The 19,363-nt window shown below is 38.7% G+C and carries 18 protein-coding genes and 2 riboswitches; of the genes, 8 read left to right on the top strand and 10 right to left on the bottom strand.

The window, feature by feature from the left end:
- Positions 1 to 14 precede the first annotated feature (14 nt).
- The gene (locus tag AC3CH7_RS17510) at positions 15 to 386 is read right to left on the bottom strand and encodes a nucleotide excision repair endonuclease (RefSeq protein ID WP_025116318.1); all 372 of its coding nucleotides are present in this window, start codon (positions 384 to 386) and stop codon (positions 15 to 17) included.
- A gap of 202 nt (positions 387 to 588) precedes the next feature.
- Positions 589 to 698: riboswitch (SAM riboswitch) on the top strand.
- 98 nt (positions 699 to 796) lie between these two features.
- On the opposite strand from AC3CH7_RS17510, the gene metA reads away from it, so the two are divergent.
- Positions 797 to 1,732, top strand: a complete 936-nt coding sequence (gene metA, locus AC3CH7_RS17505; protein ID WP_012294631.1) for a homoserine O-acetyltransferase MetA — start codon at positions 797 to 799, stop codon at positions 1,730 to 1,732.
- Between the two features lie 55 nt (positions 1,733 to 1,787).
- On the opposite strand, the gene AC3CH7_RS17500 is transcribed toward metA, so the two are convergent.
- The 6 genes from AC3CH7_RS17500 to plsY form a co-directional block, all read right to left on the bottom strand.
- Complete coding sequence (locus tag AC3CH7_RS17500; RefSeq protein WP_488381679.1) at positions 1,788 to 3,701, bottom strand: GerAB/ArcD/ProY family transporter; 1,914 nt, start codon at positions 3,699 to 3,701, stop codon at positions 1,788 to 1,790.
- 33 nt (positions 3,702 to 3,734) lie between these two features.
- On the bottom strand, positions 3,735 to 3,968 hold the full coding sequence (locus AC3CH7_RS17495; RefSeq protein WP_197148445.1) for a hypothetical protein: 234 nt from the start codon (positions 3,966 to 3,968) through the stop codon (positions 3,735 to 3,737).
- A 4-nt stretch (positions 3,969 to 3,972) separates the two neighbouring features.
- A complete protein-coding gene (locus AC3CH7_RS17490; RefSeq protein ID WP_197223908.1) occupies positions 3,973 to 5,172 on the bottom strand; it encodes a Ger(x)C family spore germination protein in 1,200 nt (399 codons plus the stop codon).
- 27 nt (positions 5,173 to 5,199) lie between these two features.
- Complete coding sequence (locus AC3CH7_RS17485) at positions 5,200 to 6,744, bottom strand: spore germination protein (RefSeq protein ID WP_488381678.1); 1,545 nt, start codon at positions 6,742 to 6,744, stop codon at positions 5,200 to 5,202.
- A 146-nt stretch (positions 6,745 to 6,890) separates the two neighbouring features.
- Complete coding sequence (locus AC3CH7_RS17480; protein ID WP_031416033.1) at positions 6,891 to 7,181, bottom strand: HesB/YadR/YfhF family protein; 291 nt, start codon at positions 7,179 to 7,181, stop codon at positions 6,891 to 6,893.
- Between the two features lie 19 nt (positions 7,182 to 7,200).
- Positions 7,201 to 7,803, bottom strand: a complete 603-nt coding sequence (gene plsY, locus AC3CH7_RS17475) for a glycerol-3-phosphate 1-O-acyltransferase PlsY (protein WP_031416032.1) — start codon at positions 7,801 to 7,803, stop codon at positions 7,201 to 7,203.
- Between the two features lie 537 nt (positions 7,804 to 8,340).
- On the opposite strand from plsY, the gene parE reads away from it, so the two are divergent.
- The 7 genes from parE to AC3CH7_RS17440 all read left to right on the top strand — a co-directional run bounded on the left by parE (position 8,341) and on the right by AC3CH7_RS17440 (position 16,665).
- Positions 8,341 to 10,317, top strand: coding sequence for a DNA topoisomerase IV subunit B (gene parE, locus AC3CH7_RS17470; RefSeq protein WP_031416030.1), 1,977 nt, complete (start codon positions 8,341 to 8,343; stop codon positions 10,315 to 10,317).
- Complete coding sequence (parC, locus tag AC3CH7_RS17465; RefSeq protein ID WP_447402360.1) at positions 10,314 to 12,752, top strand: DNA topoisomerase IV subunit A; 2,439 nt, start codon at positions 10,314 to 10,316, stop codon at positions 12,750 to 12,752. Before parE ends, parC begins: the two co-directional genes overlap by 4 nt.
- 123 nt (positions 12,753 to 12,875) lie before the next feature.
- Positions 12,876 to 12,986, top strand: a riboswitch (TPP riboswitch).
- Between the two features lie 155 nt (positions 12,987 to 13,141).
- Positions 13,142 to 14,137, top strand: coding sequence for an ABC transporter substrate-binding protein (locus AC3CH7_RS17460; protein WP_012294623.1), 996 nt, complete (start codon positions 13,142 to 13,144; stop codon positions 14,135 to 14,137).
- 1 nt (position 14,138) lies between these two features.
- Positions 14,139 to 14,432 carry a thiamine-binding protein gene (locus AC3CH7_RS17455; RefSeq protein WP_012294622.1) on the top strand — a complete coding sequence of 98 codons (294 nt, stop codon included), beginning with the start codon at positions 14,139 to 14,141 and terminating at the stop codon, positions 14,430 to 14,432.
- Positions 14,429 to 15,202, top strand: a complete 774-nt coding sequence (locus tag AC3CH7_RS17450) for an ABC transporter permease (RefSeq protein ID WP_488381677.1) — start codon at positions 14,429 to 14,431, stop codon at positions 15,200 to 15,202. Before AC3CH7_RS17455 ends, AC3CH7_RS17450 begins: the two co-directional genes overlap by 4 nt.
- Entirely contained in the window at positions 15,177 to 15,926 is a 750-nt protein-coding gene (locus tag AC3CH7_RS17445) for an ABC transporter ATP-binding protein (protein ID WP_012294620.1), read from the top strand. The genes AC3CH7_RS17450 and AC3CH7_RS17445 overlap by 26 nt, the downstream gene beginning before the upstream one ends.
- Entirely contained in the window at positions 15,916 to 16,665 is a 750-nt protein-coding gene (locus tag AC3CH7_RS17440) for a TatD family hydrolase (RefSeq protein WP_036161772.1), read from the top strand. Before AC3CH7_RS17445 ends, AC3CH7_RS17440 begins: the two co-directional genes overlap by 11 nt.
- Before the next feature lie 60 nt (positions 16,666 to 16,725).
- Here AC3CH7_RS17440 and AC3CH7_RS17435 read toward each other — a convergent pair whose 3' ends face one another.
- From AC3CH7_RS17435 to AC3CH7_RS17425, 3 genes are all read right to left on the bottom strand, one after another.
- Positions 16,726 to 16,902 (bottom strand): hypothetical protein, encoded by a 177-nt coding sequence (locus AC3CH7_RS17435; RefSeq protein ID WP_227256847.1) that lies wholly within the window; start codon positions 16,900 to 16,902, stop codon positions 16,726 to 16,728.
- Between the two features lie 92 nt (positions 16,903 to 16,994).
- Positions 16,995 to 18,539 carry a solute symporter family protein gene (locus AC3CH7_RS17430; RefSeq protein WP_036163773.1) on the bottom strand — a complete coding sequence of 515 codons (1,545 nt, stop codon included), beginning with the start codon at positions 18,537 to 18,539 and terminating at the stop codon, positions 16,995 to 16,997.
- Positions 18,540 to 18,547: 8 nt separating this feature from the next.
- Complete coding sequence (locus tag AC3CH7_RS17425) at positions 18,548 to 18,886, bottom strand: DUF485 domain-containing protein (protein ID WP_031416022.1); 339 nt, start codon at positions 18,884 to 18,886, stop codon at positions 18,548 to 18,550.
- Positions 18,887 to 19,363: the final 477 nt, after the last annotated feature.

Below are 19,363 nucleotides of genomic sequence, written 5' to 3'. Positions count from 1 at the left end.
GGTTTTTATTGATATTAATAAAATACTTTATCTACATTGTATTTGGAGCGGAACGTATTAATCGCATACGTTTCATAAATTTCACGTTCCATAGGATCTTCTACTTCATAGACTTCAATTTTGAAGACCTCGTCACGATAGTTTTTCATCGGAGATACATTGTCTTCAAAATGTTTTTTTATGCGTTGGCGAATTTTACGTGCTTTGCCGACAAATAATAACTCATTCTTTTCATTATAAAATAAGAAAATGCCGCCTTTATCACGTGTGATTTTGTGGAAGTCGATGAAACCAAAGTATGGTGTAATTGGGACATCACCTGGTTTTACATCTTGTTCGCGTTGGCGAATAACTACATCTGGTTTTGGAAATTCAATATTAATCAAAGTATTCACGTTCCTCTCTATTACTAAAGATATATGGTAACATAATAGCGGCATGTTTACCATAAAATTTCATGTAGAATAACCATATACAGCAAGCTTAGTGTTCATCAAATGAATGTAGAACATGCATGGGAATAACAAAATATTCTATGAATTATTGATATTCTAACTAGTCCATGTTACAATTCAAAATAATTAAATAATCTTATCAAGAGAAGCAGAGGGATTTGGCCCGATGACGCTTCAGCAACCTCTAACAAATGTTAGAAAGGTGCTAATTCCAGCAAAGGTTTTTCCTTTGAGAGATAAGAGTGAACGTGAAAAAAATCCTTCTCATTCTATCTCATATGGAATGTGGAGGATTTTTAATTTTTTTAGAAAAAGGAGCAAAAAAGAGAGGGGAATGCTAGATGCCAATTAATATTCCGAAAAATTTACCTGCTGGGGAGCATTTACGTGAGGAGAAAATCTTCGTGATGGAAGAGGATCGTGCGAGAACACAGCAAATACGTCCATTAAACATATTAATTTTAAATTTAATGCCCGAAAAAGAAAAAACGGAGCTACAATTATTACGTTTACTAGGAAATACACCATTACAGGTCAATATTACTTTTTTAAACACGGCTACTCATGAATCTAAAAATGTCAGTAAATCTCACTTACAATTATTTTACACAACGTTTAACCAAATTCGTCACCGACGTTATGATGGTATGATTATTACTGGGGCACCTGTAGAAAAAATGCCATTTGAAGAGGTTAACTATTGGCAGGAAATTGCTGAAATTATGGATTGGTCTAAAAAGAATGTGACATCCGTGCTACATATATGTTGGGGGGCACAGGCTGCGTTATATCATCATTATGGAATTGGAAAAATAGAGCTCTCTGCTAAATGCTCCGGCGTTTATTCTCATGTGATTACTGATTTAACAGTGGATTTAGTACGAGGCTTTAGTGATTTATTTACAGCCCCTCATTCTCGCTATACATCTGTCTCGATTGACGAGGTTCGCAATCATCCAGACTTACGCTTATTATCCTATTCAGAGGATGCAGGTGTGTTTATCGTGCAATCTAAAGATAATAAAAACATTATGATTACAGGTCATTTAGAATATGATGCGACAACACTGGCTGATGAATACAGTCGCGATGTTGCCAAGGGCATTGATATCAACGTTCCAGTAAACTACTTCCCAAATGATGATCCAGAAAAGGAACCGATGAATACATGGCGTGCCCATACACATTTATTGTTCTCCAACTGGTTGAACTACTATGTATACCAAGAGACACCATATGAATGGGACTTTGTGGACGAAATTGAATATCATATTTAAATAACAATAAAAAAGTCTAATTTCTTCGCTAAGTAGCTGAAGGAATTAGACTTTGTTATTCTAAATTCTTCTTGTCAGAAACCGTAATATCTGGTTTAGCCTGATGGTTCTGATTGGAATCTGTAGCAGCATCGTTAGTTGGATTATCTTGATTCGCATCCATTTTGTCAGGTTTACTGTGATTATCCTGGTTGGAATCAGTAGTAGCATGGTGAGTCTGATTATCTTGGTTGGAATCACTAGCAGCATCGTTATTTGGATTATTTTGATTGGCATCCCTATTATTAGGTTTCATCTGATTATCCTGGTTGGAATCTGTAGCAGCATCGTTAGTTGAATTATCTTGATTGGCATCCCTATTATTAGGTTTCATCTGATTATTCTGGTTGGAATCTGTAGCAGCATCGTTAGTTGAATTATCTTGATTGGCATCCATTTTATCAGGCTTAGTGTGATTATCTTGGTTGGAATCTGTAGCAACATCGTTAGTTGGATTATCTTGATTGGCATCCATTTTGTCAGGTTTACTGTGATTATCCTGGTTGGAATCAGTAGTAACATCGTTAGTTGGATTATCTTGATTGGCATCCCTATTATTAGGTTTCATCTGATTATCCTGGTTGGAATCAGTAGTAGCATGGTGAGTCTGATTATTTTGATTGGCATCCCTATTATTAGGTTTTATCTGATTATCCTGGTTGGAATCAGTAGTAGCATCGTTAGTTGGATTATCTTGATTGACATCCCTATTATTAGGTTTCATCTGATTATCCTGTTGGGAATCCGTATTAGCAGGATTAGGTTGATTTCCTTGATTAGCATCCGTATTACCCACATCAGTTACTTGCCCCTGATTAGCATTCGCAGCCGCATTCCCTTGTGATTTTCGATTACGTATGACGGCTACAATAAGTAGCAGGATAGGTAATAAAATGGTGAAAATAAATGAATAGATAGGCCAAATTTCATTATTATAATTGTCGGAATGGACAATATCAGGATGAATAATTTGTGAAAGACCAATCATAATGATACCCATTGGTAAGATAAGTGGGCGGTGATCCTTCAGTTTCATAATTTGTGCAATTCCCACAACCGTTGTATAGAAGTACATAAAGGTTCGAATAAAAATAGATGTAATCCACATAAAAGCCATAATAATTTCAATACGCTGTAAAAAGTTGCCGATCGAGATTCTCTGTGCTAAAGCATAGCTAGGAAAAGTTCGGGAAGCCGTATTGGCTGCCCCTAATACAAGTATGCAAAGGGTAATCAATGTTACTAAAACAAATCCACCGAGAATCGTGCCTATGTAAAATCCTTTCTTTGAGGATTGCTGGACATTGACACTGGCAGGGTAAATCATTAATAACATAACTAGGGAAAAAGAAAAGACGCTCATAAAGCGAATAATACTATAGAACAGTGATGTTTTGGATACTTCCATAATTGGTTGTATATTTTCAAACTTAATTTGTGGAGTAATACAAATAATAAAGAAAATAAAAATTAAGATAAACATAGGGAAAAGTATTTCTGCTGAGCGAGCAAAGGTCTCTAAGCCTAAATAGGCAGCATACATAATAATAATGCTAAACAACAAGGCGAATGCCAGTGTGGGTGTTTCTGGCATTACCTCAGTTTTCATAAAAATGCCAATAAAGTATAATAGTTCTCCTCCCGAAAATAGGGTAAGGGACAGAAAACCAATCACTGTAATTTTTCCAAAAAAGCGACCGAAAATTTTTTCATTTGCCTCAATAAAATTCAGTGTGGGTGTTTGGTTGCCTAACGTCAAAAATAATTTCACCACTAGTAAACTAAGAACAACGCCAATGCTTGCAGCAATCCATGCATCCTGCTTACTGGAGCTTGCAATAGTTGAAGGGATAATCAAAATGGCTGTACCGATAGAAAGGAGGGACGTAATGATTGTAAATTGTCTTGAACTAATGACTTCTTTTTCCATTTAACTGTCCTCCCATACATGTCGATGTGTCTACTATTTTGTGAGTGAAACGATAAAATCCTTAATGGGTGTAAAAATAAAAGTTACGAAATCTAAAGGGCTCGGGATATTTATTTTGAGGGCAATACCCATATTAAGTGCTGTCCCAATTAGTAAAAGAATAGAAAAAACAAGAATGGTCTTGGTTTCCTTTTGCTTTTTGAGCTTTGGGATGAATAGTAATGCAATAATGACCGAAATAATGAAGACAGCTACCGCTAATACCATGCTACTATTCCTCCTTTGGCTTTTTTAATAATGAATTTTGCATTGTCCCTAAGCCTTGTGTCGTTACTTTTACACGAACATGGACAGGAAGATCAGGAAAGATAGTTGGCCAATCATTTTTGATTTTTTTCCATTGTTTAGCATCTGCACGATGAAGGGCATCCCCATAGCCTAAAACATCCACTTGGTATTGCTGCTGAATTTTTTCTAACGTTTTTTCAATACGTTCATCGATGCCTTGTGCTGTTTTTTTATTGATATAATCCATCGTTTTATTTTTTGTGAGATTAATATTACATTCGACCTCACCTACATTTTGCTCCACATCTATTTGGACATCAATTTGCGGTTTCCCATTTTGAAATGACCCCTTTACTTTTGTGGAGGATTGCGTAATCTCAGTCGACAGCGTACCTTGTTTGGGACAGTTGACGATTTCAATGGTACTTTGTATTTTGTCACTGAGGAAGCTAATACTTTTACTTTCTCCCTCTGAAAGTAAACCAATGTATCGATCTCCTTTAAAGACAGCCAATCCTGCATATTTTAATAACACAGGAGTTTTAACACGTTGGACGTTTGTTTTATCGGCACCTAATCGTTTGTCCCCGTGAATTTCAATGGCAGAAATCAATGCGCCATTATCCTTTTCGTTGAGCCTCGTGACCAATTCGTCTATATTAATAGCAATTGTAGAGCCCCAAACTTTTTCAGAAACCTTGAGCGAATTTAATATTTTATTAGCAGGCACTTTTTCGATAGGGGTAAGAACATTTAACACTTCCTTAGCTGTAGCCTCATGAGACATAATGACATCGAAATCTTTTCTAAACTCATGGTCTCGTGCAATCAAATCCAATGAATCACTTATTCCTTCTTTGGCGAGGTCTTCACCTAAGACAACTACTTGTAAATGAGCAAAATAGGGTTTCCGTGCAGCAATAGTTGTCATTTTACGAATGGCCTCAAAAATTGTTTCCCCCCTCGAATGATAGCTAATAACTGGGGTGCGCTGAGTGGGAGCTTGTCGCATTGAAACCTCACTAGGATCAACGATTTGAACAGTAATTTCAAATTCGTCCTCTACTTTATCTATTCCAAGCGCTACGACAATGGCTAATTCATTTAATTCACGCTTACTCCAGCAGCCACTTAACAGTAAAGGGAGGATGCATAGTAAGCAAATTGTTTTTACTTTTGCCATATTTCATTCCTCATTTGTTCAGTAGTTTTATTTCCTGCCTGTTCTTGTGACATATTTATGCCCTCTGACAACATTTTTCTGATTCACCAAACGTGGACGTTTTAATAAATGTCTGCGTGGGAGTAATAAAAAAGCATCTTTTTGGTCCTGTATAATGAATGGAGCAAATGGGCTTAAATATGGTACACCAAATGAACGAATGCTGCATAAATGAAGAATAATGACTATAATGCCAAACATTACGCCAAATAGACCGAACATAGCAGCTAAAATCATTAATGGAAAACGCAGTACACGAATCGTATTGGACAACCCATAAGCAGGAAATAAAAAGCTACAAATGGCCGTCAATGCTACAATAATAACCATAACTGCTGAGACCACACCGGCATCTACCGCCGCCTGTCCGATAACCAATGTACCCACGATGGACACCGCTGGACCGATTGTTCGCGGCATTCGAAGCCCTGCCTCTCTTAGTATCTCAAAGGCAAGCTCCATAATAAGTGCTTCTACTACAGCAGGGAAGGGCACGCCTTCTCGTTGTGAAGCAATACTAATGAGCATGGGCGTCGGTAGCATTTCCTGATGAAACGTCGTAATCGCAACATAGAGAGATGGTGCTACCAATGCCAAACTAATACCAAAGAAACGTAAGATACGAATGAGGGAACTAATGATCCAATGTTGGTAGTAGTCCTCCGCAGATTGCAAAAAGGAAGTAAATAATGCAGGCACCACTAAAACAAAGGGTGTTCCATCTACCAAAATGGCTATTTTACCATCTAATAATTCGCCAGCAATCACATCAGGACGTTCGGAGTTATAAACGGTTGGAAACATGGAATTTTTGGAGTCTTGAATAAAATCCTCAATATAGCCACTTTCTAAAATGCCATCGATATTAATGCGGTCTAACCGCGCTAACACCTCTGCAACAATTTTGTCACTGGCGATACCATGTATATACATCACGGCGACATCTGTTTGTGTCACTTCACCAATGACACGGGACTTAATCCAAAGGTTTGGACTTTTTATTTTGCGCCGAATGAGCGCAGTATTAGTGCGTAAAGTTTCAGTAAAGGACTCTCGAGGTCCCCTAATGACGGATTCGGTTGATGGCTCTGTCACAGCTCTGTCTTTCGCACTTTTCGTACTTGTTACAATGCCTTCCGCAAAGCCATCTAATAGAATAACGGTCTCACCATTCAGTATGGCATGATAAAGTGTGGTAAAATACTCGATATTCATCACGTCACCAACAGTTAAATAGGAACTTCGCACATATTGATTTATGGTAGTAATTTCTATTTCTTGTTCTTCCTCAATATTCGCCATTAATTTATCAATGACAGAATCCGAAATCATGGTTTTATCGGATAAGCCATCAATGGAAATAATAGCGAGCCGATGGGGTTCAGCTTCACCAATTGTAATTTCTCGTATAATGATGTCATTGCTATGACCAAGAGTGTTTTGAATGACCTTTATATTTTTGGCAAGGGAAGTATTTAATAAATCGTCCGTTGTAAGGGATGGGGAGGGATCGATCTTGTTTGATATGGACATGCGCTTTCCTCCTCAAATGAATGTTCATTATTTATAGAATGGACAACTTTATGCGGAGATAAACGAAAAAGGAATGAAATTCTAGCTACTATTTTTCAAATAAAAAAACAGTATTTCCTTTCAAAGACTGAAAGGAAAATACTGTTTTATGTACGATACTCGTATTGTAATTCATCTAAACTAGCATCCACGTCCACATGTAAGTTATGATCGTTAAAGAACCATAAATCTTTTTCATCGATGTAATAGGTTACGCCATCAATGACTGCTTCAGCTCCAATAGCAATGGGCTCTTCTCGCGTCATACCTAGTGAAAAGCCTTCGTGAAAAGGACTTGAGCCACCATAGCGTGCATAAAAGCGAATAGTATCGCCTGGTTCTACTTCCATCTCTTGCTTGAACCATTGTAGGGCTTCATTTGTCAGTGCAATTTTCATAGCGAATGCTCCTCTCTTCCTACAGCCATTTTACCTTTGGCTCAGTGCCATTTTTAATACGTGCAATATTGGCACGGTGACGATAAATAATAAAGGTAAATAAAAAGGCTACCAAGATGCTTAATGCAAAGTCACCTGTAACAAAATAATAAACGATTGAATAGATAAGTGCTACTAAAGCGGCTATCATAGATGTTAGGCTGACGATTTTTGTGAGTTTCAATGTCACAAGAAAAGCAATTAGGAGCAAGACAAACAATGGCCATGAGTAGCCTAATAAAACACCTGCAGATGTGGCAACGGCTTTTCCACCACGGAAATTGGCGAAAATCGGAAACATATGACCAATCACTGCAACAAGACCTAGGATTAAGGGATGAATAGAACTGTCTGAGAATATGGGAAGTGCAGCTAGTAAGACAGCGGCAGTCCCTTTTAGAACATCCATCACAGTCACAACAATACCGGCCTTTTTTCCTAATGTTCGAAATGTATTCGTTGCTCCTAGATTACCGCTTCCGTGTTCTCGGATATCGGTATTATAAAAAATTTTACCTATCCATAGCCCTGAAGGTATAGAGCCGATTAGATAAGCACATAAAATAATAAGTCCATTGATCATAGTTGGACTCCTTTCATTCATAGTCCATCACTTGGTACTAATAGTTTGTAACAAGTATTTTACACTTTTTCTTGCTAATCTACAATGTTATGAAGGAGAATTCCTAAGGAGTCTTGAATTCAATACAAAAGAAACTAAATGTAAGTTGGAGATAGGCTTTTAGACATGATTGATGAAGGCACGAAAAAAGTCTTTCTTAAAATTTAGGCAAAATGGCAATTTTGTCAATCGTTCATTCCTTTGGTAGAATAGAAGTCTAACTTTATTCATTTACATGGAATGACGCAGAAACACTATTTTGCAACTAAATAAGCTACGATGCGTCAGGTGTTTACGGATACTAGTGGTTGTCTGTCTTGCTTAAATTCCAATTTTAAGCAACTGTTGAAGATGTTTACTATTGAAATGTTTATTAAAACTGTGAGCAATTTTTAAAAATTTAATTGGACCTGTCGCTAACTATTGACAGGAAATGCTATTATTATTAGGATGAGAACATAAATAGAACATGTGTTTGTTTTTTGGAGGGGAATTTTGTTGACGAATAAACAGTCACCTAGCGTCTATAATGATGACGCTATACAAGTATTAGAAGGATTAGAAGCGGTGCGCAAACGACCAGGCATGTATATCGGTTCGACAGATGGCCGTGGACTTCATCACCTTGTGTATGAAATCGTAGATAATGCGGTGGATGAAGCATTGGCTGGCTTTGGATCTCATATTATTGTCAAGATTCACAAAGACCAGAGTATTAGCGTACGCGATTTCGGCCGTGGAATGCCAACTGGTATGCATAAGATGGGTAAACCTACTCCTGAAATTATTTTTACCGTCCTACACGCAGGTGGTAAGTTTGGACAAGGTGGTTATAAAACAAGTGGCGGTTTGCACGGTGTAGGTTCTTCTGTTGTGAATGCGCTATCAACTTTTTTAGAAGTAACCATCCATCGTGATGGGAAAAAATATCGCCAGCGCTTCGAGCATGGTGGACATCCAGTGACAACACTTGAAGAAATTGGTCAAACAAAACAAACAGGAACGCTTGTTCATTTCCTACCTGATGAAACAATCTTCTCTGTCACAAAATTTAATTATGATACTTTAGCAGAACGTTTACGTGAGTCGGCTTTTTTATTAAAGGGCTTAAAAATTGAATTAATCGATGAGCGCGAGGAAGGCAAAAATGATGTGTTCTTTTATGAGAACGGCATTGAAGCTTTCGTTGCGTATTTGAATGAAGAGAAGGATGTTCTTCATCCTGTGAAATATGTTGAGGGTATTCAAGACGATATTGAAGTAGAGTTTGCCTTCCAATATAATGATGGTTATTCTGAAACGATTTTATCGTTTGTCAATAATGTACGTACACGAGATGGCGGTACACATGAAACCGGTGCAAAAGCAGCCTTGACGCGTGTCTTTAATGAATACGCAAGAAAAATTGGCTTATTAAAGGACAAGGACAAAAACTTAGAAGGAACGGATATTCGAGAGGGCTTAGCGGCTATCGTATCTGTTCGTATTCCAGAGCACTTATTACAATTTGAAGGACAAACAAAGGGCAAGCTTGGTACGAGTGAGGCTCGTTCAGCGGTAGATAGTGTGGTGTCTGAGCAAATTTTATATGTGCTAGAGGAAAATGCTGAATTGTCAGCGTCTCTTGTGCGTAAAGCGATTCGTGCGCAGCAAGTGCGTGAGGCGGCTCGTAAAGCCCGTGAGGATGCACGAAATGGTAAGAAAAACAAAAAGGGTAGTACGATTCTGTCTGGGAAATTAACGCCTGCACAGTCACGTAATGCGGCGAAAAATGAATTATATTTAGTCGAGGGTGATTCAGCGGGTGGTTCTGCAAAACAAGGTCGTGATCGAACATTCCAGGCGATATTACCACTGCGTGGGAAAGTTATTAACACAGAAAAAGCCAAGCTACAAGATATTATGAAAAACGAAGAAATTTCAACGATTATTCATGCGATCGGTGCAGGTGTAGGTACAGATTTTGCTGTGGAGGATTCAGCCTACAATAAGGTAGTCATTATGACCGATGCTGATACGGATGGTGCGCATATTCAAGTATTGCTACTAACGTTTTTCTATCGTTATATGCGTCCGCTCATCGAGGCTGGAAAAGTCTTTATTGCGTTACCACCACTTTATAAGGTTTCGAAAGGAACTGGCAAAAAAGAAGTGATTGAATATGCTTGGACAGAAAACGATTTACAAAAGGCCATCAAACAAGTTGGAAAGGGTTACATATTACAGCGCTATAAAGGTCTTGGAGAGATGAATGCTGACCAGCTATGGGATACAACAATGAACCCTGACACACGGACATTAATTCGTGTCACTATCGAGGATGGTGCACGTGCAGAGAGACGTGTCACGACGTTAATGGGCGATAAAGTAGAGCCACGTCGTAAATGGATCGAAGCCAATGTAGACTTCGGTATGGAGGATGATGCTAACATTTTAGAAAATGAATTCATCCAACAAGAGGAGGGCCAAGCATGAGTAGTACAGAAAAGTTTCAAGATTTACCTTTAGAAGAAGTAATGGGTGACCGTTTTGGTCGCTATAGTAAATATATTATTCAAGACCGCGCGTTGCCAGATGCACGTGACGGTCTTAAACCAGTACAGCGTCGTATTTTATATGCAATGTTTACGGAAGGTAATACACATGAGAAACCGTTTCGTAAATCGGCTAAGACAGTCGGAAATGTAATCGGTAATTACCATCCGCACGGAGATAGCTCAGTCTATGAGGCGATGGTTCGTATGAGTCAGGATTGGAAAGCTCGCCATATGCTTATAGAAATGCATGGGAATAACGGTTCGGTTGATGGAGATCCACCAGCAGCCATGCGTTATACGGAGGCAAGACTTTCTGCAATTGCTGGTGAAATGTTACGAGATATTGGGAAGAAAACGGTTGAATTCGTGCCAAACTTCGATGACCAGGATATGGAACCAACTGTTTTACCAGCTCGTTTCCCTAATTTATTAGTAAACGGCTCTACAGGGATATCTGCGGGTTATGCAACAGATATTCCACCGCATGCATTAGATGAAGTGCTGGATGCTGTTTTGATGCGCTTAGACAAGCCTACTGTGACAGTGGATGAATTGATGACAGTTATCAAGGGTCCTGATTTCCCTACAGGCGGAATTATTCAAGGTGTAGACGGCATTAAAAAGGCATATGAAACAGGGCGCGGTAAAATTATTGTCCGTGCACAAGCTGTGGTCGAACCTATCAAGGGCGGAAAAGAGCAAATTGTCGTTACCGAATTACCATACGATGTGAATAAAGCGAATCTTGTGAAAAAAATTGATGAGCAACGTGTAGATAAACGCCTTGAAGGGATTGCTGAAATTCGTGATGAATCAGATCGTACAGGGTTACGTGTCGTTATCGAGCTGAAAAAGGATGTTCCTGGACAGGGGATTCTACAGTACCTATTTAAAACAACAGATTTACAAGTAGCTTACAATTTTAATATGATTGCCATTCATAATCGTCGTCCAACGATGATGACATTACCATTATTGCTGGATTCCTATATTACTCACCAAAAAGAAGTGGTCACAAATCGTTCTATATATGATTTACAAAAGGCAAAGGATCGCTCCCATATCGTGGATGGCTTAATTAAAGCCCTATCTATTCTAGACGAGGTTATTGCTACGATTCGTTCATCTAACGATAAGAAGGACGCCAAGCTCAATTTACAGGCGAAGTTCGATTTTACTGAGGTACAGGCAGAGGCGATTGTGAGCCTGCAATTATATCGTTTAACGAATACCGATATTACAGAACTCCGTCAAGAACAGGATGACTTAAACAAATTGATTGCCAAGCTAGAAGGAATTTTACAAAGCGAGGCCAAACTTGTACGCGTCATTAAACAAGAATTGCTAGATATTAAAAAACGTTTCACAGAGCCACGTCGCTCGAAAATTGAACAAGAAATAGAAGAAATTAAAATTACATTAGATGTCCTTGTTCCAAGTGAAGAGGTTGTAGTGACTGTCACGAAAGATGGCTATATTAAACGTACATCTACACGATCCCATGCCGCCTCCAACGGTCAAGATTTTGCGATGAAAGATTCCGATTACTTATTGTATGAAGCAAACTTAAATACACAACATCATCTATTGTTATTTACAAATAGAGGGAATTATATTTATCAGCCTGTTCATGAATTACCTGATATTCGCTGGAAGGACCTTGGACAGCATATTTCAAGTATTGTGCCAACAAGTGAAGATGAGTCGATTATTGCAGTCTATGGCTTTGAAACATTTGAACAGCCAAATATGTATATTTTAACTGCTACGAAAGATGGCCAAATTAAACGTTCGCCATTAGCAGATTATGCTGTGACGCGTTATTCGAAGCCAATTAAAACAATGAATGTTAAAGCGGGCGATGCAATGATTTATGCATCGTTTATAACTGATGATGCGGAACTGCTCTTAACAACTGATACGGCCTATGCCATTCGTTTCCCTATTGAAGAACTACCAGTTACTGGAGTGAAAACGGGCGGTGTTAAAGGTATTACGCTAAAAGATGGAGAAGCTTTAGTCGGGGTCAATGTCCTACAGCCAGACGAAACACAATATGTCGTTATTGTGACACAACGAGGGGCTGTAAAGAAAATGAATGTCGCAGAGGTAGAAATAGCAAGTCGTGCCAAGCGTGGACTTAAAGTCCTTACAGAATTAAAAGCAAATCCTCATCGAATTGTCGCTGTTATTCAAGCAACAGACGATGAGCAGGTTGTGATTGAAACTGAAAAAGGCATACAAGAGGTTATCGATGTCCATGCATTGACGCGCGCTGATCGCCATTCTAATGGTTCATTTAAAGTGGACATTGCAACAGATGGAGCCATCTCACATGTTTTAACGGCCAAAAAAGAACAAAAAACAAGCTAACATCATGCCCAGTCTCTATAAGTAGAGCTGGGCTATTTGTTTATAGTGGCACAACTATCCAAAATTAGCATCTTGTCATTTAAGATCAACTATGGGTATAATAAACATCGAAAAGTTCATAGCGAAAGAATGTAGGGGGGCTAGTTATGGCTAGCTGAGATTGTGTCCGATAGACACTGACCCTTTGAACCTGATTTGGCTCGTACCAGCGTAGGGAACATCTATTCAAAAAAGCAAATGTTTTGGAGATTGATTGCAATACGTCTGGGAGGAATCCTAGGCGTTTTTTTATTTTCTAAGCAATATCTTACCAACCGTATAATACGCTTTCTTCTGGTGACAACATTCATTCATGAACACTTTCATATTACAAACTGGGAGGACCTAGCATGAAAAAATGGTTATTTATCCTATTAGCTACTCTATTGACGTTAGTAGGCTGTAGCGACAAGGAGGACAAGCAGTCTGCTGATACAAAGAAAAAGGTATCAGTGGTACTCGATTGGACACCGAATACGAATCATACAGGATTGTATGTTGCGAAAAAGCTCGGTTATTTTGAAGAAGTAGGCTTAGATGTTGATATTATAATGCCAGGAGAGGCAGGAGCCGATCAGCTCGTAGCTTCTGGTAAGGCAGAATTTGGCGTGAGTTATCAGGAGGGCATTACACAGGCTCGTGTTCAGGATGTGCCACTTGTTTCGATAGCGGCCATCATCCAGCATAATACATCTGGATTTGCTTCTGTAGCGTCAAAGGGTATTACCTCTCCAAAGGACTTTGAAGGAAAAACATATGGGGGCTGGGGAGCACCTCTCGAACAAGCGGTATTACAATCATTAATGCAAAAAGAAAACGCTGATATTAATAAATTAGACATTGTCAATGCGGGAGATTTAGATTTCTTTACGATGATGAAAAAGGACATCGACTTTGCTTGGATTTATTATGCATGGACAGGTATTGAGGCAGAGCTTCGTGGGGAAAAAATTAATATGCTGTATTTAACGGACTATAGTGATCAGTTAGATTACTATACACCTGTTTTAGCAACCAATGAAAAAATGATTCAAAACAATCCAGACAGCGTCAAAGCTTTTGTTGCAGCTGCATCGAAGGGCTATGAATATGCCATCGAGCATCCGAATGAAGCGGCTGATATTTTACTAGAAGCGGCACCAGACTTAGATAAGGAGTTAGTGCATAAAAGTCAAGAGTGGTTGGCTGATAAGTATCAGGATGACGCTAATCAATGGGGGGAGCAAAAGCTTTCTGTGTGGGAAAACTATGCTAAATGGATGTCGAGTAATAAAGTGTTAGAGGGCGAATTTGATGCTAAACAGGCGTTTACGAATGAGTTCCTACCGAAAAAGGAGGCCAATTAACATGGCAAATTCATTAATCAGTGTCCAAATCATTCCAAAGACAGAGAAATACGAGGATGTCATTCCTTATGTGGATGCGGCCATTGCGGTTATTGATGCATCTGGTGTGAACTATGAGGTTCATCCCCTTGAAACAACAATGGAAGGTGAGCTTACAACGCTTCTTCAAATCATTGAAAAAATGAATGTTAAGATGGTCGAGCTAGGAGCCATTAATGTCATTACACAAGTAAAAATTTTATATCAACCAAATGGGATTACCATGGCTACATTAACGGAGAAATATCAGTCATGAAACGGGCATTACAAAAGGGAAGGACGATAATGTTTATCGCCTTCCTCTTATTCATATGGGAGCTTGTTGTGCATATCGCTGATGTTCCTTCCTGGCTCCTACCAGCACCAAGCATAATCTTAAAGGAAGGCTTTCAATCATATCAAACGTTTCTGCCACATGCCCTGGCTACTGTGGAATTAGCTTTACTTGGACTTGCTATTGGGGTTGGCTGTGGTCTAACCGTGGCGATTGTTTTGCATCGTTTTACTTTCATTCGGTCGTTATTTTATCCGATTCTCATTATGTCGCAAAATATACCCATTCTTGTATTGGCGCCGTTACTTATTATTTGGTTTGGCTTTGGCTTATTACCAAAGCTCATCATTATTTGTCTAGTATGCTTTTTCCCTATTGTCATTGCGGCAATGGACGGTTTTCGTCAAACAGCACCCGAGTTAAAGCATTACTTCGAAATGATTGGAGCAACGAAGGCCCAAACGTTTTGGAAATTAGAATGGCCACATGCCTATCCGGCAATTTTCTCGGGCATAAAAATTGCTGCTACCTATAGTGTAATGGGAGCAGTTATTGCGGAATGGCTTGGTGCAAAAAAGGGAATAGGCGTATACATGACCTTAGCACAATCTTCCTTCCGTACAGATCGAGTGTTTGTCGCCATTTTTGCGATTGTCTTGCTAAGCTTATTGTTGTTTAGTAGTATCCGCTTGCTTGAAAAATTAATGGTAAAGGGGAGAGGTTATCATGCTCAGCATTCAAAACATCGCTAAATCCTTTGACAGTCTACATGTACTTGACCATGTTTCCTTTGATGTCAAGGATGGTGAGTTTGTGGCCATAGTAGGACCATCTGGCAGTGGTAAGAGTACCCTTTTTCAATTAATTGGTGGGGTCTCTTTGGTTGATCAAGGGACGATTTTATTAAATGGAGAGGAGATTCAGCAAAAAAGAGGCGCAATTGGCTATATGCCACAGCAGCCTTGTTTACTTCCTTGGCGTACTATTTTAGAGAATGTAACAATTGTCGAGGAATTACAGCAAAATCCAAATGTTGAACGTGCAAAAGGTTGGCTTGAAAAGGTGGGGCTTGCTTCCTTTAGTCAAGCTTACCCATACGAGCTCTCGGGAGGGATGCAACAACGTGTGTCTTTTATCCGTGCCATTGTCAGTGATAAACCTATTTTATGTCTAGATGAACCATTTTCTGCGCTTGATGAATTTACAAGACTGGAAATGCAGGCATGGCTCCTATCCATTTGGGAAGAGCATAAAAAATCTATCTTATTCGTCACACATAGTATTGAAGAGGCCCTCTTTTTAGCCGATCGTATAATTGTTTTATCGAAACGGCCTGCAACAGTGAAAAAAGAAATGATTGTGCCATTTGAGCGCCCCCGCAAAGAAGAAATTCGTCATTCTGCCACATTCACAGCCTTGAAGCAACAGTTATTCACGTATTTACAGGAAGAAAAGGGGGATTTGAATGTTGATTGATGCCCATATTCATTTAGATCAATATAAGGACGTGGAAATACCTTCATTATTGGCAGAAGTAGAGGCATTAATTGCGGTAAGTATGCAGTTGTCCTCCTGTCAAAAGACGTTGCATTTAGCGAAGGTCTATCCCAAGGTGAAGGCGGCTTTTGGGTTTCATCCTGAACAGCCTTTACTGGATGAAATAGAAGAGAAGGCTTTATTTGATTGGATTCGCGCGCATCGTGATAACATGGTAGCGGTTGGTGAGGTCGGTTTACCCTATTATTTAAGGCAAGAACAAGCCTTGGATGTTCGTCCATATGAGGCTTTATTGGAACGATTTATCGTATTGGCTAAGGAATTGGGCAAACCGATTGTGTTGCATGCTGTATATGAGGATGCTAGCATCGTGTGCGATTTGCTAGAAAAGCATCAGCTTTGTCAGGCTCATTTCCATTGGTTTAAAGGGGACGAGGCAGTCATGAAACGCATGATTCGGCGAGGTTATTTTATCTCTATTACGCCTGATGCATTGTATGAAGAGGAAATTCAACAGCTAATTCAAATCTACCCGATTGACTTAATGATGGTAGAAACAGATGGCCCATGGTCGTTTGAGGGACCTTTTACAAATAAACCAACGTCTCCGTGGATGATGCATTCGACGATTGAGGTGATTGCAGCCATCAAGGGATTGTCTATTCAGCAAGTGGCTAAAATTATCACTCAGAATACAAAAAACTTTTATCGACTTTAAGGTAACGTGGCAATTGCCACTTATGTTTTCTACAATAATAAAAGCAGTATAGGATATCAATTAGTTATCCGTATACTGCTTTTTATGTTTAGTAAAATCATGCATCAATTTCTCTGTTTTTGTTTTGGTGGTGCGTTCATGTGTGCTGAAGGAATTGGATTGGCGATTTTTCTCTACATCCTTGCCAGCAGTTCTTTTTATATGCATCCGCTTCTTTTTCGCCCTAGATTGAGCCATTTTCATTCCCTCCTTTTAACAATTATAGTAACGAAAATGAATGAAAAAGTAAAACCTCGTAAGCAAGAACTTACGAGGTTTATGAAATCGATTTAGTGAGATACGTCCTGTACAGAAATACCTGTGTTTGCTTTAACGTCAACTTCACGATATTTTGCATCATCAGTTTCTTTAGAAAGTAATGTGCCGATGAAACCACCAAGGAAACCAAGCGGTACAGAGATTAGGGCAGGGTTCGTTAACATAATTAACGGATCACCAACAAAAATCGCCTTGCCTTCAACTGGATTCCATACGTTTGGTGACATAGCTACTAATACTAATGCAGAGATTAAGCCTGTTAACATCGCTGTAACAGCACCAGCTGTATTAAAGCGTTTCCAATAAATTGTGTAAATAATAACTGGAAGGTTAGCGGAACCTGCAATACAGAATGCTAAAGATACTAAGAATGCAACGTTTAATGTTTGTGCACCAAGAGCTAATAGAATAGATATTACAGCGATTGTAATGGAGCCAATACGAGCTGCAAGAACTTGCTCTTTTTCAGTAACTTTACCCTTTTTAATGATTTGACCATAAATATCATGTGATAGGGCAGAGGCACCTGAAAGGACAAGGCCTGCTACTACCGCTAAAATTGTTGCGAATGCTACCGCACAAACGAATGAGAATAGAATGTCGCCTCCTAGTGCTTCTGCAAGAAGAGGGGCTGCCATATTACCTGCAGCGTTAGCCGCAATAATATCTTCTTTTCCAACGAATGCTGCTGCACCGAAACCTAAGAAAATGGTTAAAACGTAGAATATACCTACAATCCAAGTTGCCCAAATAACAGATGAACGAGCCGTTTTTGCATCTTTTACTGTAAAGAAACGCATTAAGATATGTGGAAGACCCGCAGTACCTAATACTAATGCAATTAACATTGAAATTGTGTCAAGTCCCTCTGTATATTTTAGACCAGGATTTAAATAAGCAGCACCATTATCAGTCACTGTAGACATTTCCTTGAACATTGTTGCAATACTGAAGCCAAACTCTTTTAATACTAAGAATGAGATAATCACTGTACCTAGCATTAAAAGACAAGCTTTAATAATTTGAACCCATGAAGTCGCTGTCATACCACCGAATAATACGTAAGTTGTCATCATGAAACCTACGATCAATACAGCTACCCAGTAGTCGATACCTAAAAGTAATTGAATAAGTGCTCCTGCACCAACTAGTTGTGCAATCATGTAGAATAAAACAATGGTAATAGTGCTTAAAGCAGCTGTTCCACGTACTTTCGCATTATTGAAACGCGCTGTAATCATGTCAGCTAAAGTGAACTTTCCAAGGTTACGTAATGGCTCAGCAACGATGTATAATACCACTAAGTAAGCGACTAAATAACCAATAGAGAAGAAGAATCCGTCAAATCCAAATAGTGCTACTGCACCTGCAATCCCTAAGAAAGAGGCTGCCGATAAATAGTCACCTGCGATAGCTAGTCCATTTTGCCAGCCTGTTAAGCCCCCACCAGCTGTATAGAAGTCACTTGCAGAAGAAGTTCGTTTAGATGCCCACCATGTGATAACTAATGTTAAACCAACAATGGCTACAAAGAAGAATATGGCTGTAAAGCTCATTCCGTTATTCATCGGTGGCCACCTCCGTTCTCGTATTCTGCGATAATTGCTTTAGCTTCTCTGTCAAAGCTATTTGCTTTAGCTACATATAAATGACATAACCCCCATGTCATAATGAATAGCCCTGCGGAATAAATCCACACCCAAGTAATTTCCCCAAATGCCTTTTGGTGTAGAATTGTTGTGTACGATGTCAGAATTGGTAACAACATGTAGGCCAATAAAAATATGGCAGTCATAGACCAAAGAAAAGAGTTCTTTCTACGTACAAGAGACTTAAACGATTCTTGGTTTGCAATTGCATCATAGTCAATCACGACACCTTTTTTTGCTTGATTGTTCGCCATTAACATTCCCCATTTTGTGTATATTTTTTCTGCCTTAAGACTTGATTTTGCTAGTTTAGTGAATTCACATTCTCATTTTATGAAAGAGTTCACAAAATTGCAATACATTTCAGAAAAATTATGTAAAAAAAATTTTTCTGAAAATAGTCCTGAAAGAGAAAATAACCTCCTAAATCAAGAATATATAGGGTTTTAGAATATTCAGACAAATAAATGAAGCAAAGAGAAATCTAGATTCTTAACAAAAAAAGAACGATAAATTTATAAAAATGCCTAGATTTTTTATCCATATTTAAATACTATTGCCTTAGTGAAAATTGGTTTTTTTCTGTATTTTGGAAGTCAAATAATATTGTTCGATAAGTAAATTGCTAGTTGTGGAATAACAAAAAAGGCGAAAAACTCGACCAAAAATCGAATTTTTTGCCTATTTTTTTGTATATTTTGAATTTCGGTTCATTATGCATAAGGTGCATA

This window comes from Lysinibacillus sp. F12 (assembly GCF_057773605.1).
This window is presented reverse-complemented; position numbering and strand designations above follow the sequence as displayed.

Bases quoted from the DNA above. Each gene is read 5' to 3' on its own strand.
- AC3CH7_RS17425 (WP_031416022.1), bottom strand. From the start codon at position 18,886: ATGGCGAACAATCAAGCAAAAAAAGGTGTCGTGATTGACTATGATGCA.
- AC3CH7_RS17440 (WP_036161772.1), top strand. From the start codon at position 15,916: ATGTTGATTGATGCCCATATTCATTTAGATCAATATAAGGACGTGGAA.
- AC3CH7_RS17455 (WP_012294622.1), top strand. From the start codon at position 14,139: ATGGCAAATTCATTAATCAGTGTCCAAATCATTCCAAAGACAGAGAAA.
- parC (WP_447402360.1), top strand. From the start codon at position 10,314: ATGAGTAGTACAGAAAAGTTTCAAGATTTACCTTTAGAAGAAGTAATG.
- AC3CH7_RS17450 (WP_488381677.1), top strand. From the start codon at position 14,429: ATGAAACGGGCATTACAAAAGGGAAGGACGATAATGTTTATCGCCTTC.
- AC3CH7_RS17445 (WP_012294620.1), top strand. From the start codon at position 15,177: ATGCTCAGCATTCAAAACATCGCTAAATCCTTTGACAGTCTACATGTA.
- AC3CH7_RS17490 (WP_197223908.1), bottom strand. From the start codon at position 5,172: ATGGCAAAAGTAAAAACAATTTGCTTACTATGCATCCTCCCTTTACTG.
- plsY (WP_031416032.1), bottom strand. From the start codon at position 7,803: ATGATCAATGGACTTATTATTTTATGTGCTTATCTAATCGGCTCTATA.
- AC3CH7_RS17460 (WP_012294623.1), top strand. From the start codon at position 13,142: ATGAAAAAATGGTTATTTATCCTATTAGCTACTCTATTGACGTTAGTA.
- AC3CH7_RS17500 (WP_488381679.1), bottom strand. From the start codon at position 3,701: ATGGAAAAAGAAGTCATTAGTTCAAGACAATTTACAATCATTACGTCC.
- metA (WP_012294631.1), top strand. From the start codon at position 797: ATGCCAATTAATATTCCGAAAAATTTACCTGCTGGGGAGCATTTACGT.
- AC3CH7_RS17485 (WP_488381678.1), bottom strand. From the start codon at position 6,744: ATGTCCATATCAAACAAGATCGATCCCTCCCCATCCCTTACAACGGAC.
- AC3CH7_RS17495 (WP_197148445.1), bottom strand. From the start codon at position 3,968: ATGGTATTAGCGGTAGCTGTCTTCATTATTTCGGTCATTATTGCATTA.
- AC3CH7_RS17435 (WP_227256847.1), bottom strand. From the start codon at position 16,902: ATGGCTCAATCTAGGGCGAAAAAGAAGCGGATGCATATAAAAAGAACT.
- AC3CH7_RS17430 (WP_036163773.1), bottom strand. From the start codon at position 18,539: ATGAGCTTTACAGCCATATTCTTCTTTGTAGCCATTGTTGGTTTAACA.
- AC3CH7_RS17480 (WP_031416033.1), bottom strand. From the start codon at position 7,181: ATGAAAATTGCACTGACAAATGAAGCCCTACAATGGTTCAAGCAAGAG.